Genomic DNA, 17,531 nt, shown 5'->3' on the forward strand with positions numbered 1-17,531 from the left:
CCCAGTGTTGAGACAGCCCGTCCCGTAACGCACCACCGGATCAAAGCGTAAAAATGAGATGCACCCAATTAGTTTGAGTAGTTTTAGTTAGCTAATAGCTTACTCTAATTGTGTAATAATTGTCTAATTTAAAAAATTCAACCTCTTGCAACTGGAGTTTAGACTACACTCTAGTTGATACTCTCCTAGGGAATTCCAAGCTAAATTACATGACACAAAGACTTTCTGGGTCTTTTGGTGTACCCACACCAACCGATGAAGAACAAGAAGACTTGTTTGATTACTTCTACGATAAACCAGGTACGATACCGGGAACAATCAGCATTGACGAAGATGCTAGACCATCCACAATCGTTCTAATTGACTATAACCAAGAGCAAGTGAGACGCATCGCTAACCTAACGCCAGAAGCTTGTGGCTCTTACCTAGAAACAAATTCAGTTTCGTGGATTGATGTACTCGGCTTAGGTAGTGAAGATATTTTAAAGGGCTTGAGTCAAGTTTTCAAATTACATCCGCTGGTGCTGGAAGATTTGGTCAATGTACCTCAGCGACCGAAAGTGGAGAACTATGAAGAGCAGCTAGTAGTCATTACCCAGATGGTCATGCCCAAGGAAAAAGCTAGTGGTTTTTGGATTGAACAAGTCAGTTTTGTTTTGGGGAAACATTATTTGCTCACTTTCCAAGAAGAACCAGAAAGAGATTGCTTTAGCCGAGTTCGGAAGCGCATTCGCCACAACCAAGGCATCATCCGCAAGCGCCAAGCTGATTATTTAGCCTATGCCCTATGGGATGCAATTATCGATAGCTTTTTCCCCGTACTAGAAGCCTATGGTGAGCAAATTGATCAATTAGAAGATGAAGTAGTGATCAACCCCACCAACAAAACCTTAGCAAAAATTTATCAACTTAAGCGGGAATTACTGGCACTGCGTCGTGTTCTTTGGCCACAACGGGATGCAATTAGTACCCTGATTCGAGACCCAAGTCCTCTGATTAGTGCCGATGTGCAAATTTACTTACGAGATTGTTATGACCATACCGTTGAACTTTTAGACATTATGTCAACCTACAGAGAATTAGCATCAAGTTTGATGGATGTCTACTTGTCCTCGGTTAGCAACAAAATGAATGAAGTAATGAAGCTACTGACAGTAATCTCAACAATTTTTATTCCTCTGACTTTTGTGGCTGGAATCTATGGAATGAATTTTAACCCCGAAGCTTCTCCCTGGAACATGCCAGAGCTAAACTGGTATTGGGGGTATCCACTTTGTTGGGCTGTGATGATAGTGATTGCTTCTGGGCTAATTTACTTTTTTTGGTGGTGTGGCTGGTTTTCGAGTTTTTCTAAAATCAACAAGGGTTAAAATAAGGTATAATTTAGAGGGAATATGACTTGATTTTTTCTGGCTCTAACGAACCAATTTTATGGATAAAAATGTTGAAATTATCCATAATTATTTACTAAAAGTTTTAGATAGCAAGTTTAGTAGAGCCTTTTTTTTTGCCTAGAGTAACCTAGAGTGACACAAGAAAGCTTATTAGTTCTCTCTCAAGAGAGTTCTGTTTGAGGACTCACCATTATTAGCACTAGGAAGGTAATCATTAAACTGTTGCTGGTCGTAGTAGTAAACTGCCCTAATTGGGTAGGGAATATTAATGTCTGCCTGGTTGAAAGCTTTTTTGATCGCAATAATTACCCTAGTTTTGACTCGGCGCACCTCTTTTTGTTGTGGTAATGTCCAATAGCGGACTACAAAGTCGATGGAACTGTCTCCAAAACTAACTAAGTCTACCTCTAAAGCGGGGCTATCTAATACACCCTCAACTCCATTGACCAATCGCTGCAACGTTTCGACAGCTTTTGGCAGAGGAGTATTATAGTCTACTCCTACGGTCAAATCAGTACGTCGGCTGCTAAAGCTTGTCCTCACCTGCACAGCACTGGTAAAGACAGTGGAATTAGGGAGAATCACTCTTTCTCCCTGGTAAGTGCGTATCTTGGTAGTGCGAATGTCAATTTGTTCGACTGTGCCCTCATAGTCTCCAATTATTACCTGGTCATTGATGCGAAACGGTTCTTGTAGAAGCAGCAGTACTCCTGCCAGAAAATTTTTAAAGATATCTTGGAAGGCAAAACCAATGGCGACAGAAGTTAATCCAAGAGTGGCAACGATATCTCCTAGTCGCAAACCAGGAAAGGCAATTACACTAGCCACTAAAATTCCTATCACCCAAACTGCCACATAGCATGTTTTTGATAGTAATAATTGTAGTGAGTGGGAGCGAATCATTCTTGTTCCCAACTGGCTAGCCAATTTCTGAATAAATTCGGCAAAATAACGGGTTAAGAAGATAATAATGATTGCACTCAACAGCCCAGGGAACAACTTGATCGCACTACTAAGCAGTTCTTTGAGAGTTTTTGTGATTGTTTCAACCATCTTTATTGATTAATAATTTGGCGGATTGTAGCTTTTCGCCAGTTTCGGCAGCTACATCGGTGAATTGCTCTCCGGTTGATTGCAGCTTTTCCCCAGTTTCGGCAGCTACATCAGCCAGTTGCTCTCCGCTTGATTGCAAATTTTCCCCAATTTCGGCAGCTACATCAGCCAGTTGCTCTCCGGTTGGTTGCAGCTTTTTCCCAATTTCGGCAGCGGCATCAGCCAGTTGGTCTCCGCTTGATTGCAGTTTTTCCCCAATTTGGGCAGCGACATCAGCCAGTTGGTCTCCGCTTGATTGCAGCTTTTCCCCAATTTTGGCAGCTACATCAGCGAGTTGATCAGTTTTCTGTTGCATTTTTCGCCATCCTTGCTTTACTGTTAAGACTACTGCTGTAACTAGCTCACTCCTCAATCCTGAATCTCTTTGATTATGTTGAACTTAGCTAGTGTTAGGTATTAGATCACCTAGAGTGTTGAAAATTTTCCCCTAATACCAAATGCCAGGCTGGATTAGCCTTAAGTAAGAGGGCAGATGGCAGAAAGAAATAAGGTAATCAAAAAATAAACTTCAAACTTTGCAGTTTTAAACTTGGTTTATCCTTCTGCCGACGGCATCGGGCTTGAAGCCTTAACCCCTTACTAAAAGCTTAACTAAGTGCTATTCTCCTAAGAGCTAACACCTGGTAAGTTTGCTTAGGGAAGAGTGAAGGTTAATTAACTCTAGGACAAAAGAGTTTACTGAAACTTGGCAAAAGCACTTTGAAAGGCACTATCCAGCTCATTCCAAGCTTTCTCAAAGCCAGCTTTTAAATCTGACCAAGCATCGTCACTTGCCTGTTGAATTTCCTGTAGTTTAGCGTAGCCTGCATCAATTTTGGTGGAAAGTTCTTCCATTTGGCTGTGGTACTCTATTGAAGCATCAGCTTTGGCTTGAGCTGCTTTAGCTTTCATTTCTTCATATTGAGCATTCAACTTATCTAGTTGAGCCTTGACCTTTTCTTGATAGGCTTGCTTGGTTTCGATTTGATTTGTCATTCTGTTTATCTCCTTATGACTTATTTGGCTTACAAAGTACAAACACTGTACTTGCTTACCATATTCTTAATGTAATACATATTTTTTACTTTGTCAAGCGTTATGCTTTATTTTGTTAGTACACTATTGGCTAATTGCTTTGAAGTACATGCTAGAACTGACGTTTAATAATACATATGTACTATAAATGTCAAACAGCTTGACTGTGTTGACATTTTGGTAGTGTGGAACTGATGTACTCCTCGAAAAAAATCTCTCAAAACCTGATGTAGCGGTAATTTCAGCTGGATATCATTTTGTGGCTGTGGTTTGTGATGCTAGGGCGTACCCTAAGTAAAAACAAGCTTTAACATAGGCGTTGGAGTTCCATTGAATATTGCGCTCACTTAAACTCAAAATGCATGGTAGGGGAGTAAGCAAGGGCGCTCTTGACATCGCTACAATTCATTTATAGTAATATGTTCAGCCGTTTTTAAACTTTGGTTTCAGTAATCTACCGTCTTCTAAACCCCCCCAAAGCCAAGATTGATAGGACTTTTGAAGTGCGTTAGTACATTTGTACGTGGTTACTTCAGCTCGAAACAGGTTACAACAATAAATGTACAGTCAATGTACACTGTTAGTACATATGCTTAGACGAAGTGAGTAGATAATCATCATGGCAAGAACTAAACCTATATCTGACAAAGTCCTAACTATCCGCCTCCCAGAAAAAGACTTGCAACATCTGGAGGCATACTGCATTGAGCAAGGTAAAACGAAAACGGAAGTTATCAGAGGATTGATTCACAAATTGAAGCTCCCCAAAAAATCAGACTCATAGATACCCGTTCTCTAGTAACCAGGAGAACCAAGCCAAGTATGGTAACTGTGTATTTGTAGTTGATCTTCGCTGAAGTACTAGGTAGCGTAAACCCACCTCTGGAAGTTAAAGTTGTACTCTTCAAAAAAAGAACCGAGCGCCAAATTGATTAGCGCTCAGCTAGTTAACACCAAGCTAATTAGTAGCTAACTTAAGTGGGGCTAACTTTAACGGTGGTGACAGCTCCTACACTGACCCGTTGGGTTAAGTGTAGGCTTCCCAGCCAATCCGGCTATCGCTTAGGAGGCGCTGGGCTTTAAGAACGGACTGCCCTCTCTTGATGCAGTCGCTCATGGGGGAAACCACGGCAGTCGCTCATGGGGGGAACCCCCAAGACCGCGCTGCCTTCCCAAGACCGCGCTGCATCGCTGCCGCTCTGTTTTATTGGTCTTTTTTTTAAGACTGTTTTGCTGACAAACCAGCATTTAAGGCCTTTGGCCACGCTACGCGAACGGCTTTGTTTACCAGTACTTATATTATAGCAATTCCGTCCATACCCTGTGCAAAATTCATCCCACACCTAATGCGCAGCATAGGTGTGGGATGAATTTTGCCGGACAGCTAATCTATCAAAACTTCCTGAAATTTGAGAACCCCCGTGCTTTAGCCGGGGTCAGAAGTTACCGCAAGAATAAGGCAGCCTTTATGGTTGGTCGGCTATGAGCAAAAGGGTTAAAACTTTATGATTAAGGCTGCCTTATTCTAAGGTTTCGTCTCCGGGATGAAAAACAGAGACTGGAAATATCGGCGTCGTGTCCTCTATTTGGCTTCTAACCCAACGTTCTATAAGCTCTCCGGCACTGGTGTTTGAGTCCTTCGCGGAAAGCTGCAACCACTTCCACACAGTATCTGTGAACATGATAGTGTGTGGTTTTTTGATCTCGTCATAGTATACAGGAATTCCTCTCATTCTTTTTTGAGATTTAGATCGGTTTTTGTTTGACATTACTAGACCATACGTATACACTAGTAGTATGATAACAAAAGGGTCGAGGTTGTCAAATGTACAAGACGATCCCAATAAAAGCTAACTTTTCAAACGAAGAGAAAGTGTTCTGGGAGTTTCAGTGCCAGCAAGCTAACAGCCTGTTTAATTGCGCTGTTTACTATGCAAAACAAAAACACTACAAGTGGCTTGAGGAACAAAAAGCTTATACTACCTACTGGCGTGGAGATGAGCTAAGGGCAGGGTGGAAAACCTACAAATGTACGACTAAATACCCTGAAATAGACAAAGCTCTAAAAATGTCGCCCCACTATAAGGCGATGGCGGCTCAATCTGCACAGCAAACTTTAAAAACTGTAGGGGAAGCGTACTCTAGCTATAACAAACTAGTGGGTTTGTACTACCAAGGAAAAGTAGATAGACCTAGGTTCCCTCGCTATAGAAAGTCTGGAGGTTTTGCTGCGGTGACTTTCCCACGGGCTTCCCTCATATACAAAGAAGGTTTGTTTCACCCCTCCGTTAGCAAGGAAAGCAAGCCTGAATTATTAGTTCAAATAGCATTATCTCCTCCAGATTTCATTGATCCTGATTGGGTGAAAGAGGTTACCGTTCGTCCTTACTACGGACAGCTATGGATAGATTGGGTTATTGATGATAGAAAGCAACCAGTAACTGATAATCCAAATCTTGATTACTCTAACGCGATTGGAATAGACCATGGTGGCGATAACTGGCTAACCTGCGTTTCGACCTTAGGAAAGAGCTTTATTATTGACGGTCGAAAGCTTAAGTCAATGAACCAAGGTTACTGTCGCCTTGTGGCTAAGTATAAGTCAGGAAAGTCGGAAAAGTACTGGGACTCCCATCTGGATAAAATTCAGTTGAAGCGGAATAATCAGATGCGGGACGCCATAAATAAAGCGGCTAGATTCCTCGTTAATCGTTGCCTAAATGATGGAATAGGTAATTTGGTTTTTGGTTGGAACGAAGGACAGAAAAGCCTTTCTAACATGGGAAAGAAAGGAAACCAACAGTTTGTCCCCATTCCTACTAAGCGACTAATTGAAAGGTTAAAGCAGCAATGTCGTGAATATGGAATAAATCTGATTGTCACTGAAGAATCCTATACAAGCAAAGCGTCTTTCTTGGACGGTGATTCATTACCAAAACATGGTGCAAAACCCAGCGGATGGATCCCTTCAGGAAAAAGAGTTAGGCGTGGGTTGTACAGGACTGCCTCCGGAAAGTTAATTAACGCCGATTTGAACGGCGCTGCTAACATACTCCGTAAAGTAACCACACAGCCAATCGACCTGGCCAAGGTGGGTAGCGGGATTTTGACAGTTCCACATCGATATAATTTGTTCACTAATTGGGTAGGTCGGAGGGGTTACCCCCTCGTCGCCCCCTAAGCACCGTGCGAACAAGTCTCCAAGTACACGGCGCAACCAACTTCCGAAGAACACGTTATCTTGTGCAACTCTTTTCCTTTATTATCGGTTTTGTACCTTTTGGCTTTTGTTTCCGATTTTTAGGAGGGGTTTTTTTGATTCCATCGTACAGTTTTCCCTGTATTTCTGGATTGGTTGCCCCCAAGGCGTGGATAGTTCGGTGGCAATCCTCATGAACGTATACCAAATTGTTGTACTTATCTTGTCCCCCATGTTCAATTGGAACAATGTGGTGTAAGTGTACTTTGTCGTAGTTTCCTAGTCTTTGGCCACAGTAAGGACAGATGTAGTTTTGCCTCACGGCTATCTTGTTTCTGCCCTTTGTTAGTCTGGCCTCCGCAGCTTTCTTATCCTGCCTTTTTTTCCTTTTATCCCAGTATTCTTGGAGTTCCGGATTGTCTGGCGAATAATCGTGGGTTACTACTGTGTGTCTGATTATTTTTGTCCATGAGGCTCTTTCCAGGTATAGTTCTTTGCTTCCGAAGACTCGGTTATCCTCCCTACCAGGGCAGAAACTCCCGTAGTGTTTATTTCTAATCCATTCCCATCCTTTTTTCGGGTACCTTCTTTTGCACCATCTAACTAGCTTCCAAGAGATGTAATTTTCTAATTTACAAAAGGTGTCCTTTGCCACTGTTCCGCTGTGATAGTTTGTCCAACCCCTTATTATTGGTTGTAATTTACCAATTAGTTCTTGGACTGAGACCCCTTTCAGCTTGGCCAATTCTACTTTTAGATTTTTCTTGATTCCCTTTAAGCTTTTGTTTGACGGTTTAATGAGGGTGATGTATCCCGATTTCTTTTTGGTGGTTCTGTATTTACGAAAGTTCCATCCCAAAAAATCAAAACCTTGGGTCAAGTGAGTTATCCTGGTTTTTTCTTCGGATAGACTTAGTCCTCTTTTAGCCAGCCATTCTTTAGTGATTAACTTAGCTGTCATGGCGTCTTCTTTGCTTTCTGTTAAGATTACAAAGTCATCCGCAAATCGTACTAATGTCCTATTCGATTTATTTCTCCAGGTGTCCTCTCCCTTTTTTGTTTTTTCTTTCCTGTAGGTTATTCCCAGTTCTTTTTCTAATCCGTGTAATGCTATGTTAGCGAGGAGTGGGCTGATGATACCTCCTTGTGGTGTGCCCGTTTCCGTGGGGTGGAATATGTTTTTTTCCACATATCCTGCTTTTAGCCAGTTATGGATTAGTCCTCTGGCTGGGAAATTACCAATGGTTTCCATTAATGCTTGGTGGTCAATATTATCGAAGCATCCTTTTATATCCGCTTCTACTACCCACCATTTCTTATTGTTTTCTCCATTGATATTGAGGAATATTCTTTGTCGGGCATCATGAGTGCTTCTTCCCTGTCTGAAACCGTATGATGTGGCTTCAAACTGGGCTTCCCAGGTTGGTTCCAAAGCGTTTTTAACAATGGCTTGAAGGCATCTGTCGGCGATACTTGGTATCCCTAATGGTCTTTTCTTTCCATTGCTTTTTGGTATGTAGATGCGTTTAGTTGGCTTTGGGCTCCATTGTTTCCTGTTTTTTGATAATGTGTCAACCATTTCTCCCTTTTCTTTGGGTTTTAATGCTTTGACTTTATCTACTCCTGCCGTCCTTTTACCTTTGTTATCTTGGGATGCTTTGCGAACTGATACCTGGATGTTTGCCTTACTCCTTAGCATTAACCTTTGGAGTTTATTGACCTTTTTCCAGTTTCCTTGACGTGTTGCCTTGAAAATTCTTTGTCTTAGTTTCCTAACCTCTCTGTAGGCATTTTTCCAATTAATGGTATGCCAATCGGTGGTTTGTTCAGTTACGATACCCACGTCTATTGACGCCGGTTCTATCTTTTCCATGTACAATTTAAGTTAACTAAGTAATTAATTTCCTTGGCTCGGATGTTAGCTCTGAAATTCAGCGCTCTTTCGAGCAAGGGAATTTTCCCTCTATCCGACTGGTTATTTATTCCCATTCCTTTTCAGGTTGTCGGCTTTTGCTTGGTTCAGACTTCTACCGGACTGAGAGTTATACCTCCTCTTGCGATTTGGCTACCTTATGTCCTATTTAGGGTTAAGGACTCAATCTCGGCTTACCCGGTTACGCATATAGAAGATACAAGTCTTGAGTTGCCGTCTCTACACCGAGTCCATGTGAGAGTTCAGATTGTCTAGCAGATGATAGACTAACCTCGGAGCTCATATCCCCATCATCGAATTTAGCAGGGATATTAATTTTTACGGTGCCTTTGACCAACGGTTTCTGTGGTCAACTCTTTGACTCTTTTCCTTTTCGGTTATTTACCTTATCCGATGGTTCGGTAATCCCTACTTTCTCTCTAGCTGTGAGACCCATAACTTCTGGAAATCCTTAGATTATTTTCTCCATTGACTCCATCGTTTAATACGCCCCTTCGAGTGGAAACCAGTCCTGAACCCGGGTCTGGGGAAGGCTCTTACCCCTTCCACTTCTAATATGCGCCTTTCATCGGTCGCCCACCTGTCTAAATTATATCGACATAAGGGTGTTCGCGAAGCGTCGCCTTCGGCGATAGCGGTACGGGTTTACCCTACCGCGTAACATCCTTTGAGAATCCCCCGTGTTTTAACCGGGGGAGATGTCAAGTAATGCTCTGATGCCTGATGGCACTATCTCCCATCGCGCTTGTGGATAAGGGGATTTTAAATAGTAACAGGGGACTCTACATAAATTGTTGGTTCCTCCATTTTAAAGTCGATCCCATAAGCCATCAGCTTCTTAGACATGGTTACATTCGCCAACTCCAGTAGACGCTTACGGAGTTGTACTGAATTTTCACTGGAGCCAAGGATAAAAAAGGTCACTCTAGCACGGGTAAATTTTGGATCAGGCAGGTCTAGAAAATTGATCTTAGTACTACCTGGGTCAATACCAAACAAAGAGTTTGTGCTTTCCTTGATTACTTCCTGCACCAAAGCTTGTTCGGGAGCTGCTAGTAACCGGGAAAAATCAAGGTAGAGTAAAACCATGATCTTTTTACCTCTACTAATATTTTCAATTTCCAGATTGGCGAAAATGGAGTTAGGAACAACGAACAACGTACTTTTGGCCGGAGTCCGAATTTTGGTAGAACGTAAACCAATCGATTCAACCCGACCAAACAAGCCTTGAGGATTTAATCCTGATTGTAAACGAATATATTCTCCAGAGACAAAAGGACGGTCTAAATACAAAACAATAGTACTCAAAAGCTGCTCCAAAGTCTTTTGAGCGGCGAAAGCAATCGCTAATCCTCCTATTCCTAAACCAGCTAATAAGCCAATTAAATCAAAACGACCCTGGGCAAAGGCGAGAATGGCGATAAACCCAATAATCACATTGGCTAAAGCTTCAAATACTAAGATTAATTCATCAACTTCCCACCCTAACTTGCGGACTATGTCAATTCCATAGATCCGGATAAATTGCCGGAACAAGCGTGAAAGTAACCAAGCTAGACTGACAATTAATCCTAAATCTATAAAGAACCGAAGAAAACCATAAATAAATTTATACTTGCTTAGCCAAAATAAAGATAAAGACAGTAAAATTAAACTACCGGTTAGTCTAAACAAGTTAATAATCGGTTCAACGAAGTTTTCATAAATGTTCGTTATTGGTTCAGGTGAAAATCTCAAGATAGCTGCCCTTACCAGTGAAGGACTATATTGTCCAGCTATGACAGAAAAGAAAATTGAGAGCAGGAAGTAAATTAAGGTAATCAGTAAATTCTTCTCAGCAAGACCGGAGATCCACTGTCGGGTGATGGGAAACATGTTGAGGGAGAATAGGATTACCCACACCCAAACTATTGTGCGTGCTAGTAACAGTGTCAGGTTAGAATACAGATTTGATGCTAGGGATTGCCTTTCCTGGGTGTTTTGATCTACTGCTGGTAACTGTCGTGAACCTACCAGAGAATATCTCCACAACCTGCCCAAGCCCCAATGTAGGACGATTGCCAGCACTAAACTTCCAGAAACTAACAACGATGCTTGCCACAGAAACTCGCTAGTCCTTTCTTTCCGGGCTTTCTTCACCGCCTGGTCAATGGTTTGGCTCCAGATTACGGCTTGTTGTTCAGGAGAGTTCTCCGAAACCACATCGCTTTGAGTTACAGTCAATAAGTAGCGACCATTGATACGAATAATTGGAGACTTATTGCGCTGCTCAATCTCGATTTTGGGAGGTTCCTCGGACTCCACTAGAGTTTCGAGTTGAGAGTTAATCCAGTCTGCTCTTCCCTGAGCAGTAAATGGTTCAGATTTACTGACCTCAAAAAGTGGCCGACCATCGAAGACTACAGGAGCTAATTCTGTTGACTGGGCTGTTGCTGGAACTAATAACACCATTAACAGTAGTGCAATAGTAATTCCTAGGATTTGCAGAAATTTGAAGCTCTGAGATTGGTAGAATTTGCCCTTGAAATAGTTGTTTATCATTGAATACATCTCCGTCAGATAGTAATCGGGGAATCAACATAGATACTTGGCTGTTCAATATCGAATTCAATGCCGTATTGTTGCAATTTATTAGTAATATTGTACTGGGCAATATCAAGGAGTTGGCGACGTAACTCCATGGAAACTTCTCCAGCACCTAGAATAAAAAATGTAGTTTGTGCTTGAGTTATTTCTTGATGCTCTGCACTAGAAAAAACTCTAAAGCCTACGTCTGTACGTCCGGAATTAATTCCGGGTATATCGCCAGTGCTTGCCAAAATTACCTGACGAATTAATGCTCTTTCATCATTGCTGATGGTTCGATAAAACGTGAGATATAGAATGGAAATGACTTTTTTAGCACCCGTGAAGTTTTCAATATTTACCTGAGTTAAATAGTTATTGGGAACTACCATCAAAGTTCCCTTTCCAGAAGTGCGAATTTTAGTAGAGCGCAAACCAATAGATTCAACTCTGCCAAAGGTTCCATCGGGCAGACCAATGTAATCATCTACAATAAAGGGACGGTCAATGTAAATAAGAATTCCCCCCAATAACTGCTCTAAGGTTTTTTGAGAAGCAAAGGCAATCGCAATACCACCAACTCCTAAACTGGCGACCAAACCTAAAATATTGATTTGGTGAGTTTGAGCAAAAGTGATAATAGCAATGACGACTATCAAAAAATTAGCTATTAACTTAATTAGAATTAATAGCTCACTGTTAATATTACCTCCTTTTTTGAGAGTACTATTTAGTAGATAGACATCAAAAAAATAGTTAAATGACTGAGAAGCTAGCCAGCCAAGTATAATTAATAGTGATAAATTAACTGAAATTTCAATAAGTCTCAGGAAAGAGACTTGAGACTTATTGATAAGAATTACATCAGCGATCGCTAAAAGACTTACCAACCACAGTAACCATTTGTAGGGAGCAACCACTTTTTGATAGGCAGCGTAGATCGGGGAACCCACCAAAAGCTCTCGTAACTGCTTCAAAAGTTTGGGAACAAACCAGAAGCTGAAAATAACTAAACCTATTGCAGCTAATCCTACTGGAATTAGTAACAACCTTATGTCGATAATAAGGTTTTCTGGCAAAGCCTCAAGCATCAATAAACTCCAAATAAACGAAAATAATGAATAGGGATTGGCCGAGATATTATCGTCCAAATTTTGTTAGCAATTACTCTTGATATTCTATTTTAAATTCTCTTCCTAAATTGTTGTATTCAATTTTTTTTTGGAGTTATAGTTTCCTCTTCAGCAGCAGTAACTGCACTTTCGAAAACATCAATTTTCAGTTCCACTTGCTGCTCCCAGAGATTTTCTGCCCAGAATTGCTTGATGGGAGTATCCGGAGTAGCGGTTATTTCCAGAGGATTTCCTGGTTTACAGCTGTAAGCTTGGGTACTCACGCCACATCGAACCGCTGTTTCCCCTGATTGTAAGTAGACAATAATTTTATTGGCCGGTGGTTCTATATTGACGAACTGTCTGGATCGATCCGGTAAAACGCTCAGGGAGTAACTCTTCAAAGGTTTGATTGGCTCAGGAGTTTCAGCGTCTACAGGAGTTTTAGCGTCTACAGAAGTTTCAGCTTCTACCTCAATCGTTGTACTCAAATCTTTTTTTGGAGTTATGATTTCGTCTTCAGCAGCAGTAACTGCAGTTTCCAAAACATCAATTTTCAGTGCCACGAGCTGCTCCCAAAGATTTTCTGCCCAGAATTGCTTGATGGGAGTATCGGGAGTAGCGGTTATTTCCAGGGGATTTCCTGGTTGACAACTGTAAGGTTCGGTACTCACGCCACATCGAACTGCCGTTTGCCCTGATTGTAAGTAGACAATGACTTTATTGGCCGGTGGTTCTATATTGACGAACTGTCTGGATCCATCTGGCAAAACGTTCAGGGAGTAACTCTTCAAAGGTTTGATTGGCTCAGGAGTTTCAGCTTCTAGAGGAGTTTCAGCTTCTAGAGGAGTTTCAGCTTCTACAGGAGTTTTAGCTTCTACAGGAGTTTTAGCTTCTACAGGAGTTTTAGCCTCTACAGGAGTTTCAGCTTCTACAGGAGTTTTAGCTTCTACAGGAGTTTTAGCTTCTACAGGAGTTTTAGCTTCTACAGGAGTTTTAGCTTCTACAGGAGTTTTAGCTTCTACAGGAGTTTTAGCTTCTACAGGAGTTTTAGCTTCTACAGGAGTTTTAGCTTCTACAGGAGTTTTAGCTTCTACAGGAGTTTTAGCTTCTACAGGAGTTTTAGCTTCTACAGGAGTTTTAGCTTCTACAGGAGTTTTAGCTACTACAGGAGTTTTAGCTACTACAGGAGTTTTAGCTACTATAGGAGTTTTAGCTACTACAGGAGTTTCAGCTTCTACAGGAGTTTTAGCCTTTTCAGAAGCAGTTAAATCAAAAAGTGCTAACCTCAAAAGTGCTAACAGTGCAGTAGCAATCAGAAAAATTCTAACTTTCATCGGAATGGGGACTGAGGAGCTGCATCTCATATTAGTCAAAAAAAGGGGCGGGGGCGCGGGAATTTTATTAGAATTTTTGCCTAATTGCAAAAGTTAGATGCACCCGACTGAGGAGTAGTGGAAATCTTGAGGATGAAAGGAGGTAAAATATCCTCTTGCCCAATCCTCAATTCCCGATTGCCACTCTCTACTCCCTGCTAAAACCTGCAATCTTTTATTTTGCAGATACTTGCTCTGATTTATGCCACTTATGAAAGTAGTAAGCACCAGCAGCACCTCTGTTAGAGAATATTATATATACTTAAATTATAGTAATGTCAAATCCAGTTAACTAGTTACCGTTAAGCCTTGTCTTCCAGCCACCCGTAGAAACGGGTCAGACTGCGAATTAAGTCCCACTCCTTGAGAAGAACAAAACAACTTGCACTATTGACCTGCTCTAAGTCCTCAACCCGATTAGATCAGATTATGCGATCGCTGATTAGGGGATAGTTGGCGTTGGTTAATTATCCTTGTCTATTAACCTATCTTGTCTATTAACATATATGGACTGCTAACAGTTAAAACTCAACAGTCAAAACTAAACAATCAATGTTGAAACACCAAATCCCCTGCTTCAACCCGGAGATTACCTGTTTTCCAACCTAGAGAAATTGGTCCATTACCATTAACTGGTTTGTACAGGTCAATGTGTTTTGACCAGTCGTGTTCTTTCCGATTTCGGGTCAGAAGTGGCAAATCATTTTTAGGATTGTGGGTCAGTTCAAGACTCTCACCAGTGCTACCAATCCACTGCACTTTACCTAGGTCAATTTCACGTAAATCTAACTGACTTTTTTTCTTAACTGCCTGTTTAAAATTATCATAGTTACCATGAGATTCCTCTTCTCCTACTTCTAGAGCAAAACCAGCATAGCTATTGCCTAGAGTTGTTGCCTTCAGAGTTTTTTCCTGACTATAGAGCTGGGCGAATTTCTGCTTGGGTATAGCCACCTCAGTATAGGTATCTAAATTAATCGAGCGAATCGCTAACCAGGTTTTTTCCAGTTTAAAAAACCAAATACCGTCTTCTATTTCTGCTTGAGCCGTCTTAGGTAATTGGAAAAAGAATGGTCTATCCTTTGCTGGTCTTAACCACAGAACTAGGTTACGGTATTGCCCAACTTGGTCGCCCTGATGTTTTCCTGGCTTCACCCAAGCGCCACCAGTATTAGCAACAAAATAATCCACACCCCGCTGTTGATTGTATGCCATTAGCTTGAATGGTCCGACATCACCATCGGGGAATTCACCCGCCAAACTCCCCAACTGATAGGTATGACCAAAGAAGCTGGTTTCCCAATATCCTGGTTTGTCCTCACCTCCAGGTTTCCAATTTTCGTAGACTGGTTTACTAGCCAGGATTTCCACAGGCTTCTGAAACTGCTTACGAGCTAACTTTACCACCGCCTGGGGAGGTCGATAGGCGCTAGTAATTACGTGAATCACATCCCGTTCTGGCTTAGGATTGACTAAGGTAACATCCCCAAAATAAAGCCAGAACAGACGGGCAGCACTGGCTCCGTATACCACATTACTTTTGCCGTAATCCCGCTTAGTCGGTCCGCCAAAACCACCTCGATAATATTTCACTGCTGCCGCCGCTGACATCCAATCTAGAGCCGCTTTGGCCAGTTGCTTCACCTCCGGCTCCTTGGCAAAGTCGTAGAGATTTAGGTAAGCCGCAAAGGTGTGACCATGGTAAGTCTCTGAGTCCCACTCTCCCATGCCAATGTTGTAAAGCGCCCAGACATAGCGCTGAATTTTCTTTTTATACAGACGCCTAGTCTCTTCATTTCCGGTTTCCTCCGCCATCAGATAAACGGAAATCTCTCGCATTGCCCGGAGATTGTCCGTGTTGCGTCCATCCACCCAACTTCCTCGCACATCGGGTCCCCAACCATCACCACCTTTTCCCTTACCATAAATGGGGTGAGGACGTCCATTGGGGTCTGTTTCTGTCCAGGTTTTAGCACCGTCAAACATTCGTTGTTTGTAGGTCGGGTCGAGAAATTGCCCAAAGAAGAAGTATTTTCGGATTTGTCCCTTGAGGGTGAAAGCGTAATAGTAGTCAATACCCTCAGTGTGTTGGTTATCTTGAGCTTGGGCATCTTCTGATTGCAGAAACTCTAGGGCTTTCTCCCGATTGCCAACAATAAAATCAAACATGGCATAGGGATAAGACCGCTTCTCATTTTCCCCGTAGTTGTTGCCATAACCTTTACCAGCGTAGTACTGAATGGCCTGGTTGGCTCGCACCCAGAATTCTGATTCCAATTCAGGAGTCCACTGATTCCTATACTTGGTCGCAATCGGTAAGGGTTCAATCTGAATTAGATCAGTAACAGATTTGCTAATAACTGGTTTAGGCTCTGACGGTGGTGCCGTCGGTATCACTTGGTGGGTACAGCCCAAGATAGCACCAGCGACAAAGAAAGCATTGCTTAATAATGGAATGATTTTAAGAGTGAGGTGGAATGGGCATCTTGGTGGAACTGGCATCTTGCGTAGAACTGGCATCTTGCGTAGAACTGGCATCTTGCCAGTTTCATGCTTATTTCGCGCGGGCAGGATGCCCACTCTACTGCTATTCATGGGAAGATTCAGCCACGCGACAAAAGAAGCTACGAGTAAGTCACGAGATTTCCGAGATTTCACCAGATTTCACCAGTTGTAGCGATTAGCCTCAATTCTTACACAACAACCAACACTGTACACCTGAGCGTCAACCCTAAATTAAACATCGGCAGTTCACAATTTTTAATCATGGGCAATGGGGCTGAGAACGCCCGGGGATTGACGCATTCAGGATATAGTCATGTTTGATTTACTATTTGCTCGCAATTTGGCCACTACATTAATCATACTCACTGTGTTCATTCTTGGCATAGAGAAGTTGTATCGGCAGGATCAAAACGCTGGAAAACCCCAAAGGGTAAAGCACATGCAACACGCCCTTCGAGTCGGATTTGCGCTCAAGGCAACTCAATTCCGTTGAGATTCCCTGAACTAGGTGTGGAATAGGAGCCAGTTCCCTAGTTCGACCCAAGTTACTGGTTTGTCAGATGGCTGTGAATATTAGTAAACAAGAAACCTATAGTAACCATGGATAAGGCAAGTACGTAATTATTCGTAGGCCATTATTGCGAGTGGCTGAGAGATTTCCGAGATTTTGCGGATACGGTTTACTGTGATTTCCGATTACTCTTGTATATGGTAGTTTTAACCTTTTGCTGCATCCCCCTGGGGCACCCAACCGCCCATCAGGGGTTTTTTATATTCAGTGTGGCTAAATTTTATGAGTTATACTATGCTGTAGTCTTAACCGTAATTGAAGGAGAGAGCAGTGGGTAGTAGGAATCGGGTTTTGATAATGTCTAAATTAGGCTAACCGTCCCTACCCAGTCTTATCCACTCAACTCAAGGTCTCGCAACGTTACTACACTTTTAATAATCTGCAAAAAATTCAAGCTAGACTAGTAGTAGCCTAGAAAATACCTAAATTTTTCCATATAAAGGACAATCCATTTTAAGCTTTTTAAGTTTGTTAGCCCTATAAGTTAACTTATTATGTGCTCTAATAGTGATAGATTTTTTTTAACAAGTAAAACAATATCTATCAAATTTTTATAAAATTCCTTAAAATACCACTACTAATAAATTCAGTAAATAATAATTTCCATTTTTGGGATACTTTTACTATAAAAAATAAATTGTTTAATTTTAATTAAAGATTTTTTTAATAATTAAAAATATTCGGTAAAGCCCGCTATAAAAAACACTAAGAAAAAACCGTTTCAATAAATCATAAAAAATCAGTTCAAT

13 protein-coding genes are annotated in these 17,531 nt (G+C 41.6%); 3 read left to right on the plus strand and 10 right to left on the minus strand.

Features of this window, described 5'->3' with window-relative positions; genetic code table 11:
• The first annotated feature begins 119 nt into the window (after nucleotides 1–119).
• A complete protein-coding gene (gene corA / locus BJP34_RS09785) occupies nucleotides 120–1,370 on the plus strand; it encodes a magnesium/cobalt transporter CorA (protein WP_324611043.1) in 1,251 nt (416 codons plus the stop codon).
• A gap of 174 nt (nucleotides 1,371–1,544) precedes the next feature.
• Here corA and BJP34_RS09790 read toward each other — a convergent pair whose 3' ends face one another.
• The 3 genes from BJP34_RS09790 to BJP34_RS09800 form a co-directional block, all read right to left on the minus strand.
• On the minus strand, nucleotides 1,545–2,447 hold the full coding sequence (locus BJP34_RS09790; RefSeq protein ID WP_070392188.1) for a mechanosensitive ion channel family protein: 903 nt from the start codon (nucleotides 2,445–2,447) through the stop codon (nucleotides 1,545–1,547).
• Entirely contained in the window at nucleotides 2,440–2,859 is a 420-nt protein-coding gene (locus tag BJP34_RS09795) for a hypothetical protein (RefSeq protein WP_149030882.1), read from the minus strand. Before BJP34_RS09795 ends, BJP34_RS09790 begins: the two co-directional genes overlap by 8 nt.
• Nucleotides 2,860–3,182: 323 nt before the next feature.
• A complete protein-coding gene (locus tag BJP34_RS09800) occupies nucleotides 3,183–3,482 on the minus strand; it encodes a hypothetical protein (RefSeq protein WP_070392190.1) in 300 nt (99 codons plus the stop codon).
• 658 nt (nucleotides 3,483–4,140) lie between these two features.
• Here BJP34_RS09800 and BJP34_RS45500 point away from each other — a divergent pair.
• Nucleotides 4,141–4,305 (plus strand): ribbon-helix-helix protein, CopG family, encoded by a 165-nt coding sequence (locus BJP34_RS45500; RefSeq protein ID WP_168166501.1) that lies wholly within the window; start codon nucleotides 4,141–4,143, stop codon nucleotides 4,303–4,305.
• Between the two features lie 736 nt (nucleotides 4,306–5,041).
• Here BJP34_RS45500 and BJP34_RS09805 read toward each other — a convergent pair.
• Nucleotides 5,042–5,203, minus strand: a complete 162-nt coding sequence (locus BJP34_RS09805) for a hypothetical protein (RefSeq protein ID WP_229424210.1) — start codon at nucleotides 5,201–5,203, stop codon at nucleotides 5,042–5,044.
• Between the two features lie 143 nt (nucleotides 5,204–5,346).
• Here BJP34_RS09805 and BJP34_RS09810 point away from each other — a divergent pair, with 143 nt between their 5' ends.
• Nucleotides 5,347–6,702, plus strand: a complete 1,356-nt coding sequence (locus BJP34_RS09810; RefSeq protein WP_070390924.1) for an RNA-guided endonuclease InsQ/TnpB family protein — start codon at nucleotides 5,347–5,349, stop codon at nucleotides 6,700–6,702.
• Between the two features lie 55 nt (nucleotides 6,703–6,757).
• On the opposite strand, the gene ltrA is transcribed toward BJP34_RS09810, so the two are convergent.
• From ltrA to BJP34_RS09835, 6 genes are all read right to left on the minus strand, one after another.
• Nucleotides 6,758–8,593 carry a group II intron reverse transcriptase/maturase gene (ltrA, locus tag BJP34_RS09815; RefSeq protein WP_070390923.1) on the minus strand — a complete coding sequence of 612 codons (1,836 nt, stop codon included), beginning with the start codon at nucleotides 8,591–8,593 and terminating at the stop codon, nucleotides 6,758–6,760.
• Between the two features lie 822 nt (nucleotides 8,594–9,415).
• Nucleotides 9,416–11,194 carry a mechanosensitive ion channel family protein gene (locus BJP34_RS47265; RefSeq protein ID WP_229424311.1) on the minus strand — a complete coding sequence of 593 codons (1,779 nt, stop codon included), beginning with the start codon at nucleotides 11,192–11,194 and terminating at the stop codon, nucleotides 9,416–9,418.
• A gap of 14 nt (nucleotides 11,195–11,208) precedes the next feature.
• Nucleotides 11,209–12,309: a mechanosensitive ion channel family protein gene (locus BJP34_RS09825; RefSeq protein WP_070392191.1), complete on the minus strand. Its 1,101-nt coding sequence runs from the start codon at nucleotides 12,307–12,309 to the stop codon at nucleotides 11,209–11,211.
• Nucleotides 12,310–12,428: 119 nt separating this feature from the next.
• Nucleotides 12,429–13,667: a hypothetical protein gene (locus tag BJP34_RS42835; RefSeq protein ID WP_070392192.1), complete on the minus strand. Its 1,239-nt coding sequence runs from the start codon at nucleotides 13,665–13,667 to the stop codon at nucleotides 12,429–12,431.
• A 93-nt stretch (nucleotides 13,668–13,760) separates the two neighbouring features.
• Nucleotides 13,761–13,934, minus strand: a complete 174-nt coding sequence (locus BJP34_RS42840) for a hypothetical protein (RefSeq protein WP_158517108.1) — start codon at nucleotides 13,932–13,934, stop codon at nucleotides 13,761–13,763.
• A 321-nt stretch (nucleotides 13,935–14,255) separates the two neighbouring features.
• Nucleotides 14,256–16,364, minus strand: a complete 2,109-nt coding sequence (locus BJP34_RS09835) for a hypothetical protein (RefSeq protein WP_149030883.1) — start codon at nucleotides 16,362–16,364, stop codon at nucleotides 14,256–14,258.
• Between the last annotated feature and the right edge of the window lie 1,167 nt (nucleotides 16,365–17,531).

It is taken from the genome of Moorena producens PAL-8-15-08-1, assembly GCF_001767235.1.
Classification (GTDB): Bacteria; Cyanobacteriota; Cyanobacteriia; order Cyanobacteriales; family Coleofasciculaceae; genus Moorena; species Moorena producens_A.

Coding starts and splice junctions, on each gene's coding strand:
- BJP34_RS09805 (WP_229424210.1), bottom strand. CDS start 5,203: ATGTTCACAGATACTGTGTGGAAGTGGTTGCAGCTTTCCGCGAAGGAC.
- BJP34_RS09825 (WP_070392191.1), bottom strand. CDS start 12,309: ATGCTTGAGGCTTTGCCAGAAAACCTTATTATCGACATAAGGTTGTTA.
- ltrA (WP_070390923.1), bottom strand. CDS start 8,593: ATGGAAAAGATAGAACCGGCGTCAATAGACGTGGGTATCGTAACTGAA.
- BJP34_RS09800 (WP_070392190.1), bottom strand. CDS start 3,482: ATGACAAATCAAATCGAAACCAAGCAAGCCTATCAAGAAAAGGTCAAG.
- BJP34_RS09790 (WP_070392188.1), bottom strand. CDS start 2,447: ATGGTTGAAACAATCACAAAAACTCTCAAAGAACTGCTTAGTAGTGCG.
- BJP34_RS09810 (WP_070390924.1), top strand. CDS start 5,347: ATGTACAAGACGATCCCAATAAAAGCTAACTTTTCAAACGAAGAGAAA.
- BJP34_RS45500 (WP_168166501.1), top strand. CDS start 4,141: ATGGCAAGAACTAAACCTATATCTGACAAAGTCCTAACTATCCGCCTC.
- BJP34_RS47265 (WP_229424311.1), bottom strand. CDS start 11,194: ATGATAAACAACTATTTCAAGGGCAAATTCTACCAATCTCAGAGCTTC.
- BJP34_RS42835 (WP_070392192.1), bottom strand. CDS start 13,667: ATGAAAGTTAGAATTTTTCTGATTGCTACTGCACTGTTAGCACTTTTG.